The following is a 20229-nucleotide window of genomic DNA, read 5'->3' on the forward strand; positions in this document are numbered from 1 at the left end:
CTTGTCTAAAAAGAACGTACGAACATCCTGGTTTGAAACGGATGTGCAGGCTGCGGCCAGCGCCACCAGCAGCAGCTATTACACCTACGCGCCTGCCGCCCATTACAGCGCCAGCCAGGCAGCGGTGCAGCTGACTCGTAGCGGGTTAAGCTGGAACGGCTATCAGGTGTATAACAAGCCGGTCGCGCTGAGCTTTGCCTTTCCCGATAATGTCACGGCCTCGCCGCGCGGCGATAAAGGTATTGTTGCCTTTAACCAGGAGCAGCAAACCGCAACGCTGCAATCGCTACAGTCATGGGCCGATGTGGCGAATATTAAATTCACCCAGGTCAGTAGCGGAGCACGGCTCACTTTTGCCAACTATACGCAGTTTGCTAATGGTCAGCAGGCGAACGATCAGGCCTATGCTTATCTGCCCGGCAGCAGCAAGGCGGCGGGCACCATGTGGTTTAACTACAACATAAAAAATGTGCGTGAGCCGGAGCATTATGAATATGGCCGTCAGACGCTGACCCATGAATTAGGTCATGCGCTGGGGCTGAGCCATCCGGGCGACTATAACAGCGGCACCGGGGTTATCTCCTATAAGGCCAGCGCTTCTTATATTGAGGATTCCCGACAATATTCGTTGATGAGTTACTGGAGCGAAACCAATACCGGCGCTAATTTTTACGGTCATTATGCCGTATCGCCGCTGATGCATGATATTGCCGCTATTCAGCGTCTGTATGGCGCGAATATGACCACGCGCACCGGCAATACCGTTTACGGGTTTGGCTCAAATAGCGGACGCGACTATTACACTGCGCTGCAAAGCAGCGATGTGCTGATTTTTTCCATCTGGGATGCGGGCGGCAACGATACGCTGAACGTCTCCGGCTATCGTCAGAATCAGCTGGTTAACCTTAACGCGCAAACTTTTTCTAATATTGGCGGGCTGACAGGCAACGTTTCTATCGCGCTCGGCGTGGTGATTGAAAACGCCATTGCCGGTGCCGGACACGATACGTTGATCGGCAACGCGGTCGCCAACAGCCTGCGCGGTAATGCCGGTAACGATACGCTGTACGGTAATGACGGCAACGATACATTGTATGGCGACAGCGGGAGCGATCGTCTTTACGGCGGCAACGGTAACGATCTGCTTTACGGCGGCCTCGATAGCGATGCGCTGTATGGCGACAGCGGGCTCGATCGACTGTATGGCAGTGACGGCAACGATCTGCTGTACGGCGGCAGCGGCAACGATACCTTATATGGCGAGAACGGTAACGACCGGCTGTACGGCGGTGAAAACGATGACCTGCTGTATGGCGGCAGCGGCATTGATACGCTATACGGTGAAAACGGCAACGATCGGCTGTATGGCGGCGAAGGCGATGACCTGCTGTATGGCGGCAACGGCATTGATACGCTGTATGGCGAAAATGGCAACGACCGGCTGTTTGGCGGCGAAAACGACGACACGCTGTATGGCAACAACGGCAACGATACGCTGTATGGTGAAAACGGTCACGATCGGCTGTTTGGCGGCGAAGGCAACGACGCGCTGTATGGCGGCAACGGCAATGACAGGCTGTACGGCGAAAATGGCAACGACCGGCTGGACGGCGGCGCCGGAAACGATCGTTTATACGGCGGCGGCGGGGCGGATAAGCTGTACGGCGGCGCGGGCAGCGACCTGTTTATATTCACCAGCGTGAAAGATTCTCTGCCGGGACTGCGGGATTTGCTTGGTGATTTCACCAGCGGGATCGACAAAATCGACCTCTCCGCGCTGGATAGCCGCGCCCATCCGCTGCACTTTACCTCAACGTTTAGCGGCAGGCTGGGCGAAATGCAGATGACCTGGGATGTCACTGCGCATCTGACGCATTTAAAGCTCAACCTGGCGGGAGATATCCAGCCGGATATGATTATTGATATTGCTGCGCGTCCTAATATGCACCTTGATGTGATCGTGTAAAAACAGAGCAGGCTGAGCGGCCTGCCAGCAACCCGAATTATTTACTGCTACGCTTACAGGGAGGTAACTATTTTTTAGCGTGAAAATGGAGGATGCATGGGACTGTTAAACTTTGTGAAAGATGCCGGGGAAAAACTGTGGGATGCGGTAACACATAACTCACAGGAACAGGATGCAAAGCTCAAAGAGCACCTACAGAAAACCGGCGTGCCGGATGCCGATAAAGTGCAGGTCGAAGTAAAAGATGGCCAGGCAACGGTAACGGGCGAAGGCCTGAGTCAGGAAGCGAAAGAAAAAATCCTGGTCGCGATCGGTAACGTCGCGGGTATCAGCGGCGTTGATGATAAGGTCGCGGTTTCACAGCCTGCGACGGAAAGCCGTTTTTATACCGTGAAGAAAGGCGATACGCTGAGCGCTATCTCAAAAGAGGTGTATGGCAATCCCAACGAGTACAACAAAATTTTCGAAGCCAACAAGCCGATGTTGAGCAGCCCCGATAAGATCTATCCGGGACAAACCCTGCGTATCCCGCAGTAAAATGGATGCTGAGCAGCCTGATAAGCACTATTCGGATCAGCCGCTGCGTATCCTGCAATAAAAATAAGCCCGCCGGCCGGCGGGCTATCTGTTTTGCTTAATCCTACCTTGTCGCTCGCCCGTCAGGGCGCAAAGACGGCGCGCAGGCAGCCATCTTCCTTGTGTTTAAACATCTCGTAGCCGCGCGGCGCCTCTTCCAGCGAGAAGCGGTGTGTCGCCATAAACGCGGGATTAAGTTCGCCCTTGGCGACGTGATCCAGCAGGCGATGCATATAACGCTGACCGTGCTGCTGGGCGGTACGGATGGTCAGGCTTTTATTAATCATCAGCCCCAGCGGGAACTTATCCATCACGCCATACACGCCAAGAATCGAAATATTGCCGCCTTTACGACAGGAATAAAGCGCCTGACGCAGCGCCGCGCCGACATCCGTCTCCAGATGCAGCAGCTGCTTGGTGCGATCGTAAACCTGGGTTAACCCTTCGCCGCGCGCCTCCATGCCGACCGCATCAATACAGCTATCCGGGCCGCGTCCGCCGGTCAGTTCCAGCAGCGCTTCATGAATGTCCGCCTTGCTGTAATCCAGCGCAATGGCGCCTGCGTGATCGCGCGCCATCGCCAGCCGCTCCGGGAAGCGATCGATGGCGATCACCTGATGCGCGCCCATCAGCCACGCGCTCTGCATCGCCATCAGCCCTACGCCGCCGCAGCCCCAAACCGCGACGGTGTCGCCGGGGTGGATATTACAAAAGTCTGCGCCCATATAGCCGGTCGGCGCCGCATCCGATAAAAACAGCGCCTGTTCGTCGCTAACCGCTTCCGGCACCACAAAACAGTCGTTATCGGCAAAGGGCACGCGCACATATTCCGCGTGCGAACCGGCGTAGCCGCCAAAGGCGTGGCTGTAGGCGTAGATACCGGCGGTCGCGTGTCCCAGCACCGGCTCGCCCTGTTCCCAATGCGGATTGGTATTATCGCAGCAGGAGGGCAGTTGATGCTGACAATACCAGCAGGAGCCGCACGAGATAAAAGAGGGCACCACCACCCGATCGCCGCGCTTGATGTTTTTCACTGCGCTGCCGATCTCGACGACGTCGCCCATAAACTCGTGGCCCAGAATATCGCCTTCGCGCATGGTCGGGATCAGGCCGTCGATCACGTGCAGATCGGAACCGCAGGTGGTGGTTAAACGCACTTTGATAATGGCGTCATGTGGATTCAGCAAAGCGGGATCCGCCACGCTTTCCACGCGTAAATCATTCACGCCGTTCCAGCATAAAGCTCGCATTACGCCTCCTCATCTCTTCGTTCTGCATGACGACCGGCTGGCTGCCCGTCGAGGCTGGGAATCTCGCCGGTTTCCGCCAGGCTCTTAAAGCGGTGCAGCGCCTTGCTGAGCTGCTCTTTGGGAAACAGATCGAGCAGCGCGGTCACTTTTTTACCCAACGCGCCGCCCGGCGGATTGAAGCGGAGCGTCAGCGTCAGTTCTGTGCCCCATTCGCCAGGCGCGGGGCGAAACTGCAACAGCCCTTCGTTGGGCACGTCGGCACCCTCCAGCGACTCCCAGGCGATGACCACGCCCTGCTGCTGCTCGACGATACGGCTGCGCCAGCGGTAACTTTTCTTCAGCGGGCCTTTAATTACCCAGTCGGCGTCGGTGTCGTCGATCACCGTTATTTCGGCAAAGTGGGCCATGATACGCGGCAGCGTGGCGGGATCGCGCCATAGCGCGTAAAGCTGATCGGCCGGTTTACCGATGGTTATCCAGCGTCGCAGCTGGGTTTCATGACTGTTATGGGTGCCCGTAGCGTGAACGTTCTTACTCACAAAACCTCCGGTTGTTAACAGTGGTTGTGATGCAGCCTGGCAGGGAGTCGCGGCTTTATGTCGCCCAATAAAATGCCCGCGCGCCGCAAGGCGGCGTGGGGCAGGGATTAAAACAGATGGAAGTGATGACGCAGGCTGAAGAAGGCCCAGTAGATAACCGAAGCCACCAGGTAGGCCCAGCAGCCCCAGTAGGCGACCGGTTCGCGTTTATGTTTCTCTTTCGGCAAATTGATAAATAAATAGAGTGCGGCGGCAATCAGCGCGATAAAGTAAAATATTTTCAATTTATTCTCCTTTTTTCCCTGCCCGTCTGAACATAGCGTTGTAAAAGCTATAGCACAGAAGCGCAAATAAGGAGAAATAAACCACAGAAATCACCTGCGAAAGATTAAGCGAAATAATGCTTTACTGATGTAGCCAACGCTCCAGCGCCGCGGCCTTCATCGGCTTCGAACAGTAGAATCCCTGCACCTCATCGCAGCCCAGCGACTGCAAATGGTCATAGGTTTCTTTATCCTCGACGCCCTCCGCCAGCACCACATAATCGAGATCTTTCAGCATGCTGATCACGTTACGCACAATAATGCCGCTGGCGGTATCGTGCTGAAGACGGCTAATCAGCGAGCGATCCAGTTTAATCACATCAATCGGAATACGTCGCAGATAGCTGATATTGCTGTAGCCGGAACCGAAATCATCGAGAGAAATCTTAAAGCCGCGCAGCTTCAGCATATCGAAGCCGTGCAGCGCGCTGGGGCTGGCGTGGATCTCTTCTGTTTCCAGGCACTCAATGCCCAAATATTCCGGCGTCAGGCCGCAGCGCAGCAGCCGCTCTTCCTGACGATCGGCAAAGCCAGGACGGCAAATATCGGAGACGCTGACGTTAACCGATACCGGCAGATGAATGCCTTTTTGCGCCCAGCGCTGGAGCTGCCTGATGGCGTTATCAAGCACCCAGTCGGTCAGCTCCGCCATCAGGCTGGTGCCGATCGCCAGCGGAATAAAGCGCCCCGGCGGGATCTCGCCATCCACGGGATGCTTCCAGCGCAGCAGCGCTTCCAGACCCACGGTTTTCCCGGTATGCAGGCAAATTTTGGGTTGATACACCAGGTAGAGACCGTAGCGCCCGCGCACGGCGCGCGCCAGATCGTTTAAGCGTTGAAACTCTTGGTTACGTTTTTGATCGTTATCGCTATCGAACTGCTGGAAATGATGTTGCTGGGCGATGGCTTCATGTAATGCGCTGAGCGCGCGCCGCATCGCCTCCAGCGGCGGCAGCGTACGCGGCGAAAACAGCACTTCCCCCACGCGTACCTGCAAATCAATGGTAATGGTATCGCCGAGGCAGGCATTAATTCCGCCCAGCTTTTCGCTGCAAAGTTTGCTGTCCAGCCCCTCTTCGCTATGGGTTAACAGCGCAAAACGGCCGTGGTTAATCACATATAGCATCGGCTCTTTGCCGTTGTGGTTCAGCCGCTGATGCAGCACTTTGGTCAGCTCATGCAGCAGGCCTTCTGAGGCGGCGATGCCCAGCGAACGCGACACCTCAAAAATATGCTGCGGATCGATACAGTCGATCATCAACAAACGCCACCGCTGGTCAGGCAGGACGTCGGCGCTTAACTCCAGATCGCGCATTAAACGTTGCAGGTTAGGCAGGCCAGTGACGGTATCGATATAACCGTTGGCATACCAGGCGTCGAGAAAGGCGACGGTAAGGCGCGCTAACGTGGTTAGCGTGATCTTTTGCTCCTCGGTAAAGATGTGCGGCTGCGTATCGGTGACGCACAGCGTGCCGATCACATCATCTTCACCGGAAATCAGCGGCGCGCCGGCATAAAAGCGGATAAAAGGCGCGCCGCGCGTCAGCGGATGCTGTTCAAATCGAGGGTCTTGCCAGGTGTCCTGGCAGACCAGTAGCTGTTCACACTGCACGGTATGGCGGCAAAAAGCCTGCTGCAGAGAGGTCTCGGTTAGCGGGAACTCCTGGGCGGCTTTGATGTACTGGCGCTCGTCATCAAGAATAGAGACGAAGCAGCTGGGAATGCCTAACAGTTGGCTGGTGAGTAACGTGAACTGACTAAGAATCTCATCCCGGCAGCGGTCATTTTTTTTCAGCAGTTCCAGCGCTGCCCGCCTCTTGCTATTTAGTGGTTTTATTTGGCTAAGCATAGTTGTCCGCCTGGCGTCGGAACGGAAAAGTAAAAGTAAAGGGAATGATTATACTTAGCGGGTTATCGGCGCGATCGGCCTTTGCTTTAATTTTACTTTTGCGCCAGGTTTACAAGGGAGGAAAAATTAATGAAACGTGATGCACTTAGTGAAGATTATTATGATGAAGTTTGCCGGGTCATTGGCGATGCGGTGATTGTGCTGGCGGAAAGCGGACTGGGCACTGAGCGTGATACCATTGCTAATCTGCTGTGGCAGACGCGTCAGCGCCGTCTGGATAGCGATCGCGACGAGCAGAAAGTGCTGGAGCATGCGATCCGGCTGCTTAAGCCTTAACGCGCATCCGGTTTAACGCTGCCGCGGCGGCAAGGCGGGAAATTCCGTCACCAGAAAGTGACGCAGGTGATCAAGGCACCATTCGGCATCCTCGCTGCGCTGACAGCAAAAGGCGAGGGTGACTTTTTTGCCGCGTACGCCGCCGATCTCCAGTTCAGACCAGCTCCAGTGCAGCGCAGAACGCGCATAGCCCACCATCGCGCCATCGCTGATGTGATGCGTTATCTCCTGCTTCGCCAGATAAGCCCAAAAATAATCATCCAGATTTTCAGCATCAACGGTTAACGAAGCGGGCAAACCGGGGCGAAAAGTAAAGTCTACATAGCCGCCGATCCCGCTTTCCTGCTGACAATAATCACAGCCCAGCGTCATAAACAGCCCCTCCTGCAAATTGACCTCTTCCAGCAGACGACGCAGATTAGGCGAGCGCTGCGCTTCGGCAATCTCGTCGATACGCTGCGTCTCCTGCGTTAAGTCGATCCCGCCGTAATTCACGCTGCCGTCGCTATAATTTTCAGGCGGGTAGGGAAAGATAATAAAGCGGTCGTGCTGGGTTTCCTGTTCCATGCTGGCATCTCGTTTGGGGGGCTGCGGCGCATTACTGCCCACAGGTCCAGGTTATCATGCGATCCTGCTGGGGATCGATCAGGCGGAACTGCCTATCGGACAGGCGCTGGGCGAGATAGCCCTCTTTGGTGACCGCCGCTGGAATATAGCGGGTGCGATCGGTCGAGTGGAGCGGCCCGCTTTCTACTTTGATATCATCCGTGGCCACGCTAAACGAATTGACCAGATCAAACACGGTGCCGCGGGTAACGTTGTTTTCCTGACCATAAATCGAGGCGACGTTGCCCGGACACTCAACGCCCTGCGGGCCGGAAGAGCAGGCGACCAGCCAAAAGGGAAGCGTGAACATCATTACTCGCAGCATATTCATTGCCTTTTATCGTATCGCTTTTCCTGCTGCATAAAGCAGGACCGACGCAGCAGCGCGCTGCGCTTTGAACAGCATAGCATCCGCTCACAGAAATGAGCGCATTCGGTGCGGTTGTCGCAACAGAGCCAGTTAAAAAAAGTGACTTAACTTGGTTTGACGCGATAAATTTGGCAAAATGTGCGCCCTGTAACGAAAGGGATACCCGGAATGAAAGAAGAAGAAGCCAGCCTGATGCTGATTCGTCACGCGATTGATGACCTGCCACAGCCACAGAAAGAGCGGGTAACAGGCTGTATTAGTAAGATAAAAGAGACGCTGAGCGCCTATGATGAAGAAGATGCTGGCCTGGCGCTGATGCTGGTGGCAGCAGAGATTGCCGCTGAATAGCCGTACGCTGGCGTAATATTAACCGGATCTGAACGCCGCCTGAGGCGGCCGTTATGTTGCTGGTAACATTAGCGAAGCCTCTTTTTACCCGCCAGGCGATGGAGAAGAGAGCGAGATTTCCCACCTATGCAGAGGAAAACGGCGTTATGAAGAGGTTATGGTTATCAGCGGGGCTACTCACGCTATTTACAACGCCTGCCTGGAGCGAAACCGAATTTCAGATCACCTGTCCGGGACGGGCAGTGATGACCCTGTCACGCGCGCAGTATGGCCTGTCCACGCTGATGTGGCCGCAGCGCCATTTTCAGGTCGCTTCCGGCCAGACGCGGCACACCATGGAAAATGGTGAGAAAGTTGCCATTACGCGTTTTCGCAACGGCGACCGCTTGATCGTGAATAAAAGCAACGGCGAAGTCTGGTTTGCCTATCACGATAGCGAAAAGCTGCACGCCTGTAGCCGCAGCGTGAAACGCGAAGTCGAAGCGGTCACGCTGGAGCGTTTCGACGATCGCGGTCACGCTGACTCTTAATCGCTGACAATATCCGTTAACACCGGATGACCGCTGATTTGCAGGCTCGCCTGGCCGCGCGTCACGCTTAAAACGCCTTGCGCGCCCAGCGGCAGCGTTACCGTCGCCGGGTCATGGCCGAAATCAAGCCCGTCAATCACCGGCAGGCCGGTCAGCTCGCGGATACGTTGCCAGACAGTATCAAAACCGAAACCATTATCGTAATCGGAAGGTTTAACGCCGGTAAAGCTGCCGACAACAATCGCGCGCTGACGCGCCAGAATCCCGCACTGATGGAGCTGCAACAGCATACGTTCGATGCGGAACGGATGCTCATTCACATCCTCGATCACCAAAATACCGTCATTAATTTCCGGCATCCACGGCGTGCCGACCAGCGTCATGATCATCGCCAGATTGCCGCCCCACAGCGTACCGGTGAGCGTCGGTAGCGCTGGCGTGCTGCTGGCCCAGTTCAGGGTAAAACGGGGCGAGGTGAGCGCCTGCCAGAAATGGTTCCAGCTAAATGCAGAAAGTTGCGGCGCGCCGAAATGACTGCACAGCATCGGCCCGCTAAAGGTGATCAGGCCAGCGCGCGCCAGCAGCGCCAGCTGTAGCGCGGTGAAGTCGCTGTGACCGCACAGCGCTACCGGCTTGCCCTGTAGCTGCTGGCGCAGTCCTGCATAGTCAATCTGATCCATCAGGCGCGTCACGCCATAACCACCGCGCACCGCCAGAATAATATCGGGCAGCGGACTGAGGCGGGCCAGCGCATTGATATCCTGTAAACGTTCGGCATCGCTACCGGCGAAACGCTGAAAGCGACGACCGATAACCGTTTGATTAGTGACCTGATGTCCCGCCTGTTGCAGCCGCTGGATACCCAGCGCGGCCGCCGGTTGATTATGGCAGTAACCAGAAGGGGCAATCAGGTGAAGGGAGCGGGGCGGTTGCGGATTCATTAATCGGGACTCCTATTTTCTTTTCCTGCGGTCCAGCTGGCGTGATAATGACGAAAAGCGTGGTTAAAGTCATCATTTGTGACACTTTATTCTGTAATTCGGACAAGCGGCAATTTTTTAAAGCGAACCGCTAAGTAAGATGAGGCGCAGCAATAAGGCTGCGAGGAACCCACAGCGTGAAAATCAGGATGCTGGTGCTGTCAGCACTATTACTGGCGGGCTGTGCCAGTAAAACCCCCCGTCATAACGATCAGGATCGGCAAACGCCCTTAACCAAAGCGGCGCCTTCGCACGTTTCGCAAGCCTGGTCGATGTTTACTGAAAACGCCGCCAGCCATTATGGGGTGGATGAGCGTTTAATTAACGCCATTATCAGCGTCGAGTCAGGCGGCGATCCGGACGTGGTCAGCCGGTCAAATGCCGTTGGCCTGATGCAAATCAAAGCCTCAACCGCCGGGCGCGAAGTGTATCGCGCGCAGGGGCGGCACGGGCAGCCATCAACGCGCGAGCTGCGCGATCCGGCAAAAAATATTGATATCGGCACCGCCTATATTCGTTTGCTGCAGCAGCGGATGCTGGCCGGTATTCGCGATCCAGAGACGCTGCGTTATGCCACCATCGTCTCTTACGCCAACGGCGCAGGCGCGCTGTTGCGCACCTTTTCGCGCGACCGCGAGCGTGCCATCGCTATGATTAATGATATGTCGCCGGATGAGTTCCGACGCCATGTGCAGACCAGACATCCGGCTGCACAGGCGCCGCGTTATTTATGGAAGGTGAATACCGTTTACCGCACCATCTGACGCCGACGGTCGTCCTGCTGGTCGTCTTCTTCCTCGTTAGAGGCCTTTTCCGCCATGTTCAGTTCCGGCAAGGTACCGCCGGTAAACTGCACGTGGCGAATCGGGAAGGCGAAATGCACATCCAGCGCTTCCAGACGCTCCATCAGCTGCAGGTTAATCTCCTGCTGAATATCCATATATTTGTTGTAGTCGGCATCGGTCACGAAGTAGATCACTTCATACGTCAGCTGGGAAACATCAAAAGAGAGGAAGTGCGCGCGGTCAAAACGCGTTTGTTCCACACCCTGAATAATCTCTTTCACGATGCCGCCGATCTGACGCGCCTTCTCTGCGGGCGTGTTGTAGCTGATACCGAAACGAAACTGGATGCGGCGTTGTTGCATGCGCTTGTAGTTGTGGATGGTCTGCTGCAACAGCACGGCGTTTGCGCAGACAATCTGCTCGCCGCTCAGGCTGCGAATGCGGGTGGTTTTCAGGCCGATATGCTCAATAGAACCGGCCACATCGCCAAACACGATAAAGTCGCCGATCTCAAATGGCTTATCCAGTCCGATCGCCAGTGAGGCAAACACATCGCTCAGCACGGTTTGGATCGCCAGCGCCACCGCAATACCGCCCACGCCCAAACTGGCTACCAGCGCATTAATGTTCACGCCCATGTTCGACAGAATCGCCAGCAGCATAATCGCCCAGATAAAGACCCGCAGCATGATGCCCAGGATCACCATCGTGACCGGATTACGTACGTGGGTAGGATCGCGCAGCATATTTCTCAGCCACAGGCGTACGCCGCAGTCCAGCCACAGCGCGAACTGGAGCATCAGCGCAATAAACCAGCCGTGCGAGATGTTGCGATGCCAGCTAACGGGCAAGTCGATAAACTTAATGGCGATCAACAGCGAGAAGATAAACAGCAGCAGGCGACTGGTGGTACGCAGCATCTCAGTGGCGATGCTATACAAGGGGGAGCGGTGATCGTTCTCAAAACGTCCAAGACGGGCGCCGATAAAGCTAATCAGCGAGCGCAGCACCCAGTAAATAATCAGGGTGCCGGCAACGATGATAACCGTATTGAACCAGAACGTCTGGTTAAACAGCAGCGACAGATTCCGGTCGGAAAACAGATTTTCCATGGGGGGAGGATCTCCTTACGGTTGATTAAGCGGCTTAAAATCAACACTAAGCCTGGCTCAGGTGCATGCCCTTTGCCAGGCGGGGAGACGAACATCTCTTAACGGAAGCGCATCGCCTTCTCACGCGCAAGGCGCTCCAGCGAAAAAATAATCTGTTGCAGCTGGCGTTCCATTACCGGACTAAGCGAGGCAAAACGGAAGCTGAGACGCGGCGTTGAAACCGTCTCGTTTTTGCTGCTGACGGTGGTGCGTGCGCCAATATGCAGCAGCTGCGCATCAATGTGTAATTCGCCATATTCGCCCATATCCAGACGCATACCGCGCCAGGTATCACCGCTGGCGAGGTTTTCCGGCATCTCGCCTTCCACCAGTACGCCAATGCCGCCCAGTGAAAGATCCTGCAAGCGAAGACGCGCCTTGCCGCCGTCGGGCCAGCTGGCGTGGCAGTAAAATATCGGATCCAGCGGGGCGCTGATACGAAAGTATTCGCGACGCTGGATCTGTAACAGCTCTGCCGGCAGCGGCGCGCTGAAGGCGGGCAGGCCGCCAAAGTGCGATTCGTGCAGCTGCTCAAGGTTGAATTCTACTTTCGCGCCTTTCATTTCAGCGCTGATCTTCAGGCTGCGCATGGTCAGCGTGACCTGATTATCGTAATCATTACTGCCGTAATCGATCACCAGCAATTCTTTATCAACGGAGAGGATACGGCTAATAAACTGGCCGCGCGCATGCGAGATCATGATGGGCGTGCCGTCACGCTCAATGTCGCGCAGTACGCCTAACACTGCCAGCGTGCCACGTTTGTAATATTGCTCGTTGTCTGGCTCTTTCACTTCCCGCTCCACTCTGTTTGAAAAAAATGACTGTCGTTGTTATCCGCTGTTTATCGGCACTTGCGCGCAGAAATTTATAGCGTTGTTAACTTTTCGCATAAAAAAACTGCAAAAAGTTATCTCTTAAATCACATAGTTAGAATCATGTCCTATACTTGTTGCCAGAAGTGTGATGAGCAGGTCAGCCGCTAACCGATTTCAGGAGGACTGGTAATGTTTTCGAAAAAAGAAACGCGCGACAACCTGGACTATGCGCAGGAACGGACATGCGAAGCAGGCAGTGAACTGTGTCGCGGCATGAACAACGTTACGCATCAGGCGTGTACGTATGTAAGAAGTAACCCATGGGCGGGCGTCGGTGCCGGTGCCGTAGTGGGGATTATCGTTGGTATGTTAATTAGCCGTAAATAAGAAGGAGTTACAGATGGGAATTCTGTCATGGATCATTTTTGGTTTAATCGCTGGTATCATCGCTAAATGGATCATGCCCGGTAAAGACGGTGGCGGTTTCATTATCACCATCATTCTCGGTATTATCGGTGCCGTAGTCGGTGGCTGGATCAGTACCTTCTTTGGCTTTGGCCGCGTTGATGGCTTCAATTTCGGCAGCTTTGTGGTCGCAGTGATCGGTGCCATCGTGGTGCTGTTCATCTATCGCAAAGTACGTCACTAAGCTGTACAGAGAAAAAAGGAGGCTGCGGCCTCCTTTTTTTATCCCTGCGATTGCGCACTGTGCGCCTGCATCAGCGGAAAATGGCTTTCCAGCCAGTCGGCCAACGCCAGCACGCTGTGGCAGGCGTCCATTGCCGCCGCGCTGAAATAGTTAAAATACCGGGGCGTAGGTCCCTTTTTAATGACTGGACGTTTGTATTTCGTCGGGGAAACTATTATCCAGGTTTTATATCTGGCGTATCTCATTAGATACCGCGTATAAAAACGCTTCCAGGGTATGGCATGAGATAAAAAGGTTGTCATGCTGGAATTTATCTCTGGCTTCCCACATATTGGATCTTACGTCATACATATAATCATCGAGTGAGGAACTGCCAATCTCTATGCAATATAAATCATCCTCAATAAGTAACTGATAATTTTCCCCCGTCATATCAGTGAGCAGTTCATTAGCGTGAAAGAGATTGTTTTTGTAGCCAGGGTAATCGTTTATACCATAGATACAAAACCCGTCGATGTTAAAACCATCCATCTGGGCAACAAATTCTTTATATTGTGTCCAGAATTCAATCGGGGCTTTTCCTATATTCCTTTTGAAGTCATAGTGATAGAGCGTTTCTGGCAGAGATACAGGCGGAAACGCCTGACCTTCTTTACCTTTGATAATGTCTTTCAGATCGTTAACTAATTTTTTGTCAATCGTCATGGCCTCACCTTTTTAAGGATAAACAACACCTGTTGGCACCGCCCATAATACCTGGCTGACTTCATGTTTGCTTTGTTGACGGGTAATGGTTTTCTGCGCTTTAGTGAATATTTTATGCGCATCTTTGTGTATAAGCGTCAGGTTCTGGAAATTATTGGTGCCGCCATCATCCAACGGGATTTTATGATGTATCTCCCATTCGTTATTTGGTCGCATTCCTTTTGCCATTTTTGCCAGCTCATTGGCATTAAAACGTTTTTTTACTGTCGGATGTATAGCCAGAGTCTTATAAAATTCTGGCTTCACCCTCTGAAATTTTCTGCGAAGCATGGCCAGTTCGTCTCGGTCGCGCCGTTTATAATCTAACTTTACAACTGTAATATTATCCAGGAGCTTTGCTTCCCCTTTCGTTTTACCCAGATAACGTTTTAGCTCTGCTAACGTTGCGTCTGAAGGACGACCTGCAACGGAGGCTTTACCCAGCATAACAATTGACGACAGAGCCACCAACGATCCCGACGTCTGTTCATTCAGCACCTCATCAAAACCTTCTGCTGCCGCGCCGCCAAGGTTACGTGCCGTTTCGGCATACATCTCTGGATTCTGATGATATATCCCACCAGCGGCCAGCAGCCGACCTGCCATTTTGCTGTTAATGGTGTTGGGCGGAGCAGACTGTTGCGTGACGTTCGGCACAGAAACCGCCGTTGGGCGCGGCTTACCGCCTTTGTTGCGATAGTCGCGGCGGGCGACGGAACGGTGATATTCGCGGATGATCTTTTCTGCACCGTTAATATGAAAAGTCAGCGGATCGCGGCAAACCAGCTCGCCCTGATTATTGATATAAAATAGCGGGTACGATGAGGTTAAAAATGTATCAAGCATCACTACCTCACCTTCATAAATCATTCTTTTTAGCTTTTCGCGCTCCCGAAAGCCGTTTGGCGGTAACTGATTACCATAGCCGTTAAAATCGCGTCTTTGCATATTAATAAGCCTGCCACTGGCGAACCAACGATCGTCAAAAACATAGTTTCTGTCGATATATGACCAGGTGGCGGAAGGGGAGATAATACGTTCATAGCTTTCTGGCGCAAGGTCATCACATCGCAGGTAATAAAGGTTGGTTTCGGGCAGGCTGAAGCTCATTATCCATATCCTTATGGCACTATAACGATGTCCTAACCTGGCGAAAAAAGAGAGAGTGATCCAGCGCTTAGCTTGTTTTTTGTGATGAAAGACATGGATAAAATTGCTGATTAATCAATCCGTTAATTCAGCCTGCGGCTTTCTCTTCGAGCAAGGAAACAGCGCTTAACCTTGCTGACAGCGGGGGCACGCAAACAAAAGGGGCCACGCTTAATACGTAGCCCCTGAATTTAACGCGCTGGCGTTATACGCTGTTAACCACCTTTCCGGTTAATCCGCCTGATGCCGTTTGGCGTTATCAGAAATCATAACCCACGGTAGCGGTAATGGTTCGCTCTGCGCCCCAGTAGCAGTTGCCGGTGCCATAACAGGCAGCTACGTAAGTTCGGTCAGTAAGGTTATTAGCATTCACCTGTACCCATGCGCCTTTCAGCTGATTATTCCAGACGCCCAGATCGGCTTTCACCGAAGCATCAAACAGGGTGACCGACGGCATGCGGCGGGTATTTTCATTATCCGCCCACTGCTTGCCGATATAGCGCACGCCCGCGCCTGCGCTGATACCGTAATCGAACTGGTAATGGCCCCACAGCGATGCCATCTGGTTTGGCGTGATGTAAGGCGTATGACCATCATTGCCATCCACCGTTTCTTTATAACGGACATGGTTAAGCGTATAGCCTGCAATGGTACTCAGGCGCGGCGTAAGCTGATTACGTGCTTCCAGCTCAAAGCCCTGCGAATGGACTTTCCCGGCAGGTTCATAATAGCCCAGATTAACGTTACGGTTAGCGACGTCGTTTTGCGTCAAATCGTAGGCGGCAATGCTATAGAGATCGCTGGTGCCCGGCGGCTGATATTTCAGACCAGCTTCATACTGTTCTGATGTGGAGGGCTTCAGCAGCTGGCGCGTGTTCAGGCCGCTAAATGCCGTTGGCGTAATCCCCTGGCTCCAGCTGATATAGGGCGAAAGGCCATTATCGAACGCATAAAGTAACGAGCTACGGGCGCTGATATAGTCGTCCTGGCGGCGATCCGTATCGCTGGCATTGGTAACAATACGATCGTAACGACCAGACAGATTCAGATGCCACTTATCCCATACCATTTCATCTTGCAGATAAGCGCCGGTTTGGTAATAGCGATGAATTACATCGTTATAATTGCGGTCAAACGCATCCAGCGTGGTGGTGTAGTTTTTTGCATCTACTGAACCGATGATGCCGGGGTAAGGCAGTTCAGAAATATCATTCTTATAACGATGATATTCCACACCCATCAATAAAGTATGCGCAAGCGCGCCGGTAGTGAAATCCGCTTGCAGCTGATTATCAATGGCAAAAGCATCCAGCGAAGAGCGCGAGGAAGACAAACTTTGCGCAAGCGTATTCGTGTTGCCTATCCAGCCGGATTGATAAAGCTGATCGATCTCGACGTTCGAATGGCTGTAGCTGGCATTTGAACGGAACGCCCAGGTATCGTTAAAGCGATGCGAGAAGGCGTAGCTATAAATCTGTTCGCGACGTTTATATTGGTTTGGTGAGCCCGCGCCATCATTAAAACCGGGGCTGAGTTTATAACCGTTGTGTTCATATAAAGAACCATCGGCCGGGACCGAGCCGTGGAAACCGCCAGACGGATCTTTCTGCAGATAGGCTTTAAGTAATAATGAGGTATCGCTATCGGGCTGCCATAGCACTGAGGGTGAAATAGCGTAGCGCTCTTCGCGCGCGTGATCGTATTGCGTATCGCTTTTACGCGTCATCCCGGTCAGGCGCCAGGCCCACTGACTGTTAATGGCGTTGGTATAATCGAACGCGGCACCATTGGTCTCCTGCGTGCCGGTGCTGAGACGGAAATGACCTTCCTGATTAAATTGCGGAAGTTTGCTGGTCATATTCACTAACCCGCCAGGAATCGTCTGACCATAGGTCGCGGAAGAGGGGCCTTTAATAATATCGACGCGTTCAATAAACCAGGGATCGATTTGCAAAATGTTGTGACTGTTACTGTCACTCATTACGCGCAAACCATCGAGGAAGGTGTTATTGACGTCAGTGCCGTGGAAACCGCGCAGCGAAATGGTATCGAAGCGGCTGGCGCCACCGGCAAAGTTAGTAAAGGCGCCTGGCGTATAGTTTAACGCCTGATTGAGATTCATCGCGCCCTGATCTTCCATCTGCTGGCGCGTGATCACCGAAACGGACTGGCCGGTAGTAATCAGCGGCTGATCGGTTTTGGTCGCGCCTTTACTGGTTTTAACGGTGTAGCCAGAGGTAGGTGAATCGGCAGTTTCAGCGGGCTGAGCGGTAACCGTCAGCGTCTCTTCCGCCAGTGCAAAACCCGGGACGGCAAGCGCCAGTGAACAAAGCAGCGCAGAACGTTTCAGGTTAAAAGGCATTCCCATGTCATATCCCTTAAACAGAATCGAAGCGGCCGCCCGGTAACGGAGCGCGGCCAGAAGTATTACGCAAGCGTAAAAATATGTAACTGAAAAGACTAATGAGAATTATTATCTTTATCGCTTGTCAATTCAAGCTGTGATTTATCTGATTATTTCCAGATAAAGCGTGGGGATTCAGGGGATTAAACCGGAAGAAAGCGCCCGACCTGCTGGCCGGGCGGGGGAAAATTACTGCGTTTTTTTCATATCGCTGACATTATTACAGGTGACGTCTTTCGGGCAGTACATATCCATGAGCTTAAGCGTGACGCCGTTGGTCCAGCCAAAGCCGTCCTGCAACGGATATTCACCGCCGCCGCCGCCGCCGAGGTTACCTTCCACCACATATTTTTCCACCAGCTTATGCTCGCGGTCATAGGTGGCCTGCACGTTATCCAGGAAGCGCATACCGATCTCTTTCGCCAGCGTCTGTTTGCCGTAGTTATTCAGGCCTTCTACTGCGGCCCACTGCAACGGCGCCCAGCCGTTCGGTGCATCCCACTGCTGGCCGCTATGCACGTTGGTATTAACCAGGCCGCCCGCTTTAACCAGCTGTTTTTCTACCGCGGCGGCGGTTTTTGTCGCCTGCTCGTCGCTGGCTACCTGAGTATAAAGTGGGAATAGCGCGGCGGCAGTCAGCTGCGTGCGGACGCTGCTGCGCTGCCAGTCATAGTCGGCATACCAGCCGCCGTCTGCGTTCCACAGGTAACGATTAATTGCCGCCTGACGTTTTTCCGCCAGCTCGCTATAGCGTTGGCTATCGCTCTGCTTATCCGCAACCTTGCTGGCGTGCGCCAGGGTTTTCTCCAGGTGATACAGCAGGGCGTTCAGATCAACCGGAACGATCTCCGTGGTACGGATCGTGGTGAGATCGTTTGGATCGTCAAACCAGCGTGAACTGTAATCCCAGCCGGAGGCCGCGCCGGAACGCAGTTCGCGATAGAGTTCTGCTTTGTTACGGCCCTTAGCTTTTTCCGCCGTGGCGATGTCATCCATCCAGGATTCAGGACGCGGCGCGTCGCGCGAATCCCAGTAACGGTTCAGCACGGTGCCATCTTTCAGCTTCACCACGCGCTTGCTGGCTTTACCGGCCGTAACGGTTTGCGCATCCGCCATCCAGTATTGATACTCTTTTTGCAGCTCCGGCAGATACTTACTGTAGGTGCTTTCACCGGCATGCTTCGCCAGTAAATCCACCATCATGCTAAAGAAAGGCGGCTGCGAACGGCTGAGATAATAGCTGCGGTTGCCGTTGGGAATATGACCGTATTTATCCAGCTGATCGGCAAAGTTATCCACCATATCCTGAATCAGATCCCAGTGACCGCTTTCCGCCAGCCCCAACATGGTGAAGTAGCTATCCCAGTAGTAAACCTCGCGGAAACGGCCACCCGGCACCACGTACGGTTTCGGCAGTGGCAGCAGCGAATCATACTGGTTAACCTTATCGGTGGTACGCGTCAGCACCGGCCACAGCCCGTTGATATGTTCGCGCAGGCTTTGTCCGGCAGGCGGCACATAGGCTTCGCCTGCGGTCGGCACAATGAAGTTGCTGTCCACAAAGCGGCGCAGATCAAAGTTGCGTTGATTTTTTTGCATCTGCCAGTCGGCCAGAATGGTGGCCGGGTCAAATTTTGGCACCGCATCGGCAAAGGTTTTCTGATCCGGGAAGAACTTCGCTGACTGAACGGCATGATAAAGCGGCCCCAGGCGCACATCCGGCGACTGCGGTGCCTGGTTATGGCGCTGCTGCTCGTCCGCTGCCTGCGCATAAAACGATCCCGTTGCCAGCGCGCCGGTAATCATCAAAGGCAACAGCAGAGCGCCTTTCCATTGAGACGTTACGGCCTTTTTCATCATCAGTATTCTCCTTGTCCAGACCAGACATGGCCTGTAAGTGTTTGACCATTCAAAAAACTTTAGACGAGATTAAATAATTTGCCTGGTGAGAAACTGGGAAATGTGAGTTGGATTAGGGTTTGCACAACGGTGCCTGAAAAGGGACCGGCACACGCCGTTCCGTTCCATGTATATAAATAAGCGGTTGATTTTAGGTGGTTTAAAGGTTAAAAATTCTTATCAATTAAACCTTCCACCGCGATTTTTTACCGGAAATCTGCGCTTTCGGAGAAAAGCATGTCTGTCACGGATTCACTTCTTGCATTTTCTTTTGCCGCCTTGCTTCTGACATTAACGCCCGGGCTTGATACCGCGCTTATTTTGCGTACCGCCACCGTGGAAAGCAGGAAGAAAGCGTTTCAGGCGGCAATCGGGATTAATACCGGCTGTTTTATCTGGGGTGCGCTGGTCGCTTTTGGCCTGGGCGCGTTGTTGGCGACGTCTGAGCTGGCCTATAACCTGCTTAAGTGGTGCGGCGCCGCTTACTTGTGCTGGCTGGGTATCCAGATGATCGTCAAACCGCGTAGGGCATTAACACCTGACCAGACGGCGAATCCCTCATCAACCAACTGGTTTGTTAAAGGGATGCTGGGCAACGTATTAAATCCCAAGATTGGCGTGTTTTACGTCTCGTTTCTGCCCCAGTTTATACCTGCAGGCCACTCTCCGGTGCTGTGGACTTTTCTGCTGGTCGCTGTGCATATCATTATCGGCACCATCTGGTCGTCCGTATTAATTACCGGTACGCATTTCGCTTCTGGCGTGTTGAAAAAATCGCTGTTTGTACAGTGGATGGATCGGGTCACGGGCGGCGTTTTCCTGTTTTTTGCCGCCAGACTGGCGCTAAGTCACCGTTAAGTCATCTGCTGCGCCTTCTCATGAGGTGCTGCCGGGGAAATAACGGCGTATCGGCCTGGTGCTTTATCAATGCCGCTTAATTCGCATTAAAGGGAACCT

At 53.5% G+C, this 20229-nt stretch carries 22 protein-coding genes; 9 read left to right on the forward strand and 13 right to left on the reverse strand.

What is annotated here, in order from left to right; translation table 11 throughout:
• Window position 1 precedes the first annotated feature (1 nt).
• Together J2X14_RS02365 and lysM are read left to right on the forward strand one after the other, a co-directional pair.
• Complete coding sequence (locus J2X14_RS02365) at window positions 2–1966, forward strand: M10 family metallopeptidase C-terminal domain-containing protein (protein ID WP_352409603.1); 1965 nt, start codon at window positions 2–4, stop codon at window positions 1964–1966.
• Between the two features lie 96 nt (window positions 1967–2062).
• Complete coding sequence (gene lysM, locus J2X14_RS02370; RefSeq protein ID WP_352409604.1) at window positions 2063–2503, forward strand: peptidoglycan-binding protein LysM; 441 nt, start codon at window positions 2063–2065, stop codon at window positions 2501–2503.
• A gap of 122 nt (window positions 2504–2625) precedes the next feature.
• Here the strand turns inward: lysM and J2X14_RS02375 are convergent, their stop codons facing one another.
• The 4 genes from J2X14_RS02375 to J2X14_RS02390 form a co-directional block, all read right to left on the reverse strand.
• The gene (locus J2X14_RS02375; protein WP_352409605.1) at window positions 2626–3792 is read right to left on the reverse strand and encodes a zinc-dependent alcohol dehydrogenase; all 1167 of its coding nucleotides are present in this window, start codon (window positions 3790–3792) and stop codon (window positions 2626–2628) included.
• Window positions 3792–4331, reverse strand: coding sequence for an SRPBCC family protein (locus tag J2X14_RS02380; RefSeq protein WP_352409606.1), 540 nt, complete (start codon window positions 4329–4331; stop codon window positions 3792–3794). Before J2X14_RS02380 ends, J2X14_RS02375 begins: the two co-directional genes overlap by 1 nt.
• A 107-nt stretch (window positions 4332–4438) precedes the next feature.
• On the reverse strand, window positions 4439–4615 hold the full coding sequence (locus J2X14_RS02385) for a hypothetical protein (protein WP_352409607.1): 177 nt from the start codon (window positions 4613–4615) through the stop codon (window positions 4439–4441).
• 121 nt (window positions 4616–4736) lie between these two features.
• Entirely contained in the window at window positions 4737–6503 is a 1767-nt protein-coding gene (locus tag J2X14_RS02390; RefSeq protein WP_352409608.1) for a sensor domain-containing phosphodiesterase, read from the reverse strand.
• Between the two features lie 129 nt (window positions 6504–6632).
• On the opposite strand from J2X14_RS02390, the gene J2X14_RS02395 reads away from it, so the two are divergent.
• Window positions 6633–6839, forward strand: coding sequence for a DUF2767 family protein (locus tag J2X14_RS02395; protein ID WP_352409609.1), 207 nt, complete (start codon window positions 6633–6635; stop codon window positions 6837–6839).
• Between the two features lie 12 nt (window positions 6840–6851).
• Here J2X14_RS02395 and J2X14_RS02400 read toward each other — a convergent pair whose 3' ends face one another.
• Both J2X14_RS02400 and J2X14_RS02405 read right to left on the reverse strand, forming a co-directional pair.
• Window positions 6852–7406: a hypothetical protein gene (locus J2X14_RS02400; RefSeq protein WP_352409610.1), complete on the reverse strand. Its 555-nt coding sequence runs from the start codon at window positions 7404–7406 to the stop codon at window positions 6852–6854.
• Window positions 7407–7437: 31 nt separating this feature from the next.
• A complete protein-coding gene (locus tag J2X14_RS02405) occupies window positions 7438–7770 on the reverse strand; it encodes a hypothetical protein (protein ID WP_352409611.1) in 333 nt (110 codons plus the stop codon).
• A gap of 213 nt (window positions 7771–7983) precedes the next feature.
• Here J2X14_RS02405 and J2X14_RS02410 point away from each other — a divergent pair, with 213 nt between their 5' ends.
• Window positions 7984–8163 (forward strand): hypothetical protein, encoded by a 180-nt coding sequence (locus tag J2X14_RS02410; protein ID WP_352409612.1) that lies wholly within the window; start codon window positions 7984–7986, stop codon window positions 8161–8163.
• Window positions 8164–8309: 146 nt separating this feature from the next.
• Complete coding sequence (locus J2X14_RS02415; protein WP_352409613.1) at window positions 8310–8693, forward strand: hypothetical protein; 384 nt, start codon at window positions 8310–8312, stop codon at window positions 8691–8693.
• Here J2X14_RS02415 and ldcA read toward each other — a convergent pair.
• Entirely contained in the window at window positions 8690–9634 is a 945-nt protein-coding gene (gene ldcA, locus J2X14_RS02420) for a muramoyltetrapeptide carboxypeptidase (RefSeq protein ID WP_352409614.1), read from the reverse strand. The genes J2X14_RS02415 and ldcA overlap by 4 nt on opposite strands.
• A 188-nt stretch (window positions 9635–9822) precedes the next feature.
• Here ldcA and emtA point away from each other — a divergent pair, with 188 nt between their 5' ends.
• Entirely contained in the window at window positions 9823–10437 is a 615-nt protein-coding gene (gene emtA, locus J2X14_RS02425; protein WP_352410126.1) for a membrane-bound lytic murein transglycosylase EmtA, read from the forward strand.
• Here the strand turns inward: emtA and J2X14_RS02430 are convergent.
• Together J2X14_RS02430 and J2X14_RS02435 are read right to left on the reverse strand one after the other, a co-directional pair.
• Window positions 10422–11570, reverse strand: coding sequence for a mechanosensitive ion channel family protein (locus J2X14_RS02430; RefSeq protein ID WP_352409615.1), 1149 nt, complete (start codon window positions 11568–11570; stop codon window positions 10422–10424). The two genes, emtA and J2X14_RS02430, sit on opposite strands and share 16 nt — an antisense overlap.
• Before the next feature lie 98 nt (window positions 11571–11668).
• Window positions 11669–12403, reverse strand: coding sequence for a flagellar brake protein (locus J2X14_RS02435; protein ID WP_352409616.1), 735 nt, complete (start codon window positions 12401–12403; stop codon window positions 11669–11671).
• Between the two features lie 213 nt (window positions 12404–12616).
• Here J2X14_RS02435 and J2X14_RS02440 point away from each other — a divergent pair, with 213 nt between their 5' ends.
• Window positions 12617–12814: a glycine zipper domain-containing protein gene (locus J2X14_RS02440; protein ID WP_352409617.1), complete on the forward strand. Its 198-nt coding sequence runs from the start codon at window positions 12617–12619 to the stop codon at window positions 12812–12814.
• Between the two features lie 13 nt (window positions 12815–12827).
• Window positions 12828–13076 (forward strand): GlsB/YeaQ/YmgE family stress response membrane protein, encoded by a 249-nt coding sequence (locus J2X14_RS02445; protein WP_103057839.1) that lies wholly within the window; start codon window positions 12828–12830, stop codon window positions 13074–13076.
• A gap of 225 nt (window positions 13077–13301) precedes the next feature.
• Here J2X14_RS02445 and J2X14_RS02450 read toward each other — a convergent pair whose 3' ends face one another.
• The 4 genes from J2X14_RS02450 to treA all read right to left on the reverse strand — a co-directional run bounded on the left by J2X14_RS02450 (window position 13302) and on the right by treA (window position 19233).
• Window positions 13302–13781: a YrhA family protein gene (locus tag J2X14_RS02450; protein ID WP_352409618.1), complete on the reverse strand. Its 480-nt coding sequence runs from the start codon at window positions 13779–13781 to the stop codon at window positions 13302–13304.
• A gap of 12 nt (window positions 13782–13793) precedes the next feature.
• Entirely contained in the window at window positions 13794–14930 is a 1137-nt protein-coding gene (locus J2X14_RS02455; protein ID WP_352409619.1) for an HNH endonuclease signature motif containing protein, read from the reverse strand.
• Between the two features lie 298 nt (window positions 14931–15228).
• Window positions 15229–17337: a TonB-dependent siderophore receptor gene (locus J2X14_RS02460; RefSeq protein WP_352409620.1), complete on the reverse strand. Its 2109-nt coding sequence runs from the start codon at window positions 17335–17337 to the stop codon at window positions 15229–15231.
• A gap of 225 nt (window positions 17338–17562) precedes the next feature.
• The gene (treA, locus tag J2X14_RS02465; RefSeq protein WP_352409621.1) at window positions 17563–19233 is read right to left on the reverse strand and encodes an alpha,alpha-trehalase TreA; all 1671 of its coding nucleotides are present in this window, start codon (window positions 19231–19233) and stop codon (window positions 17563–17565) included.
• A gap of 276 nt (window positions 19234–19509) precedes the next feature.
• On the opposite strand from treA, the gene J2X14_RS02470 reads away from it, so the two are divergent.
• Window positions 19510–20130, forward strand: coding sequence for a LysE family translocator (locus J2X14_RS02470; protein WP_352409622.1), 621 nt, complete (start codon window positions 19510–19512; stop codon window positions 20128–20130).
• Window positions 20131–20229 lie beyond the last annotated feature (99 nt).

The sequence above is a fragment of the Mixta sp. BE291 genome (genome assembly GCF_031457955.1).
Classification (GTDB): Bacteria; Pseudomonadota; Gammaproteobacteria; order Enterobacterales; family Enterobacteriaceae; genus Mixta.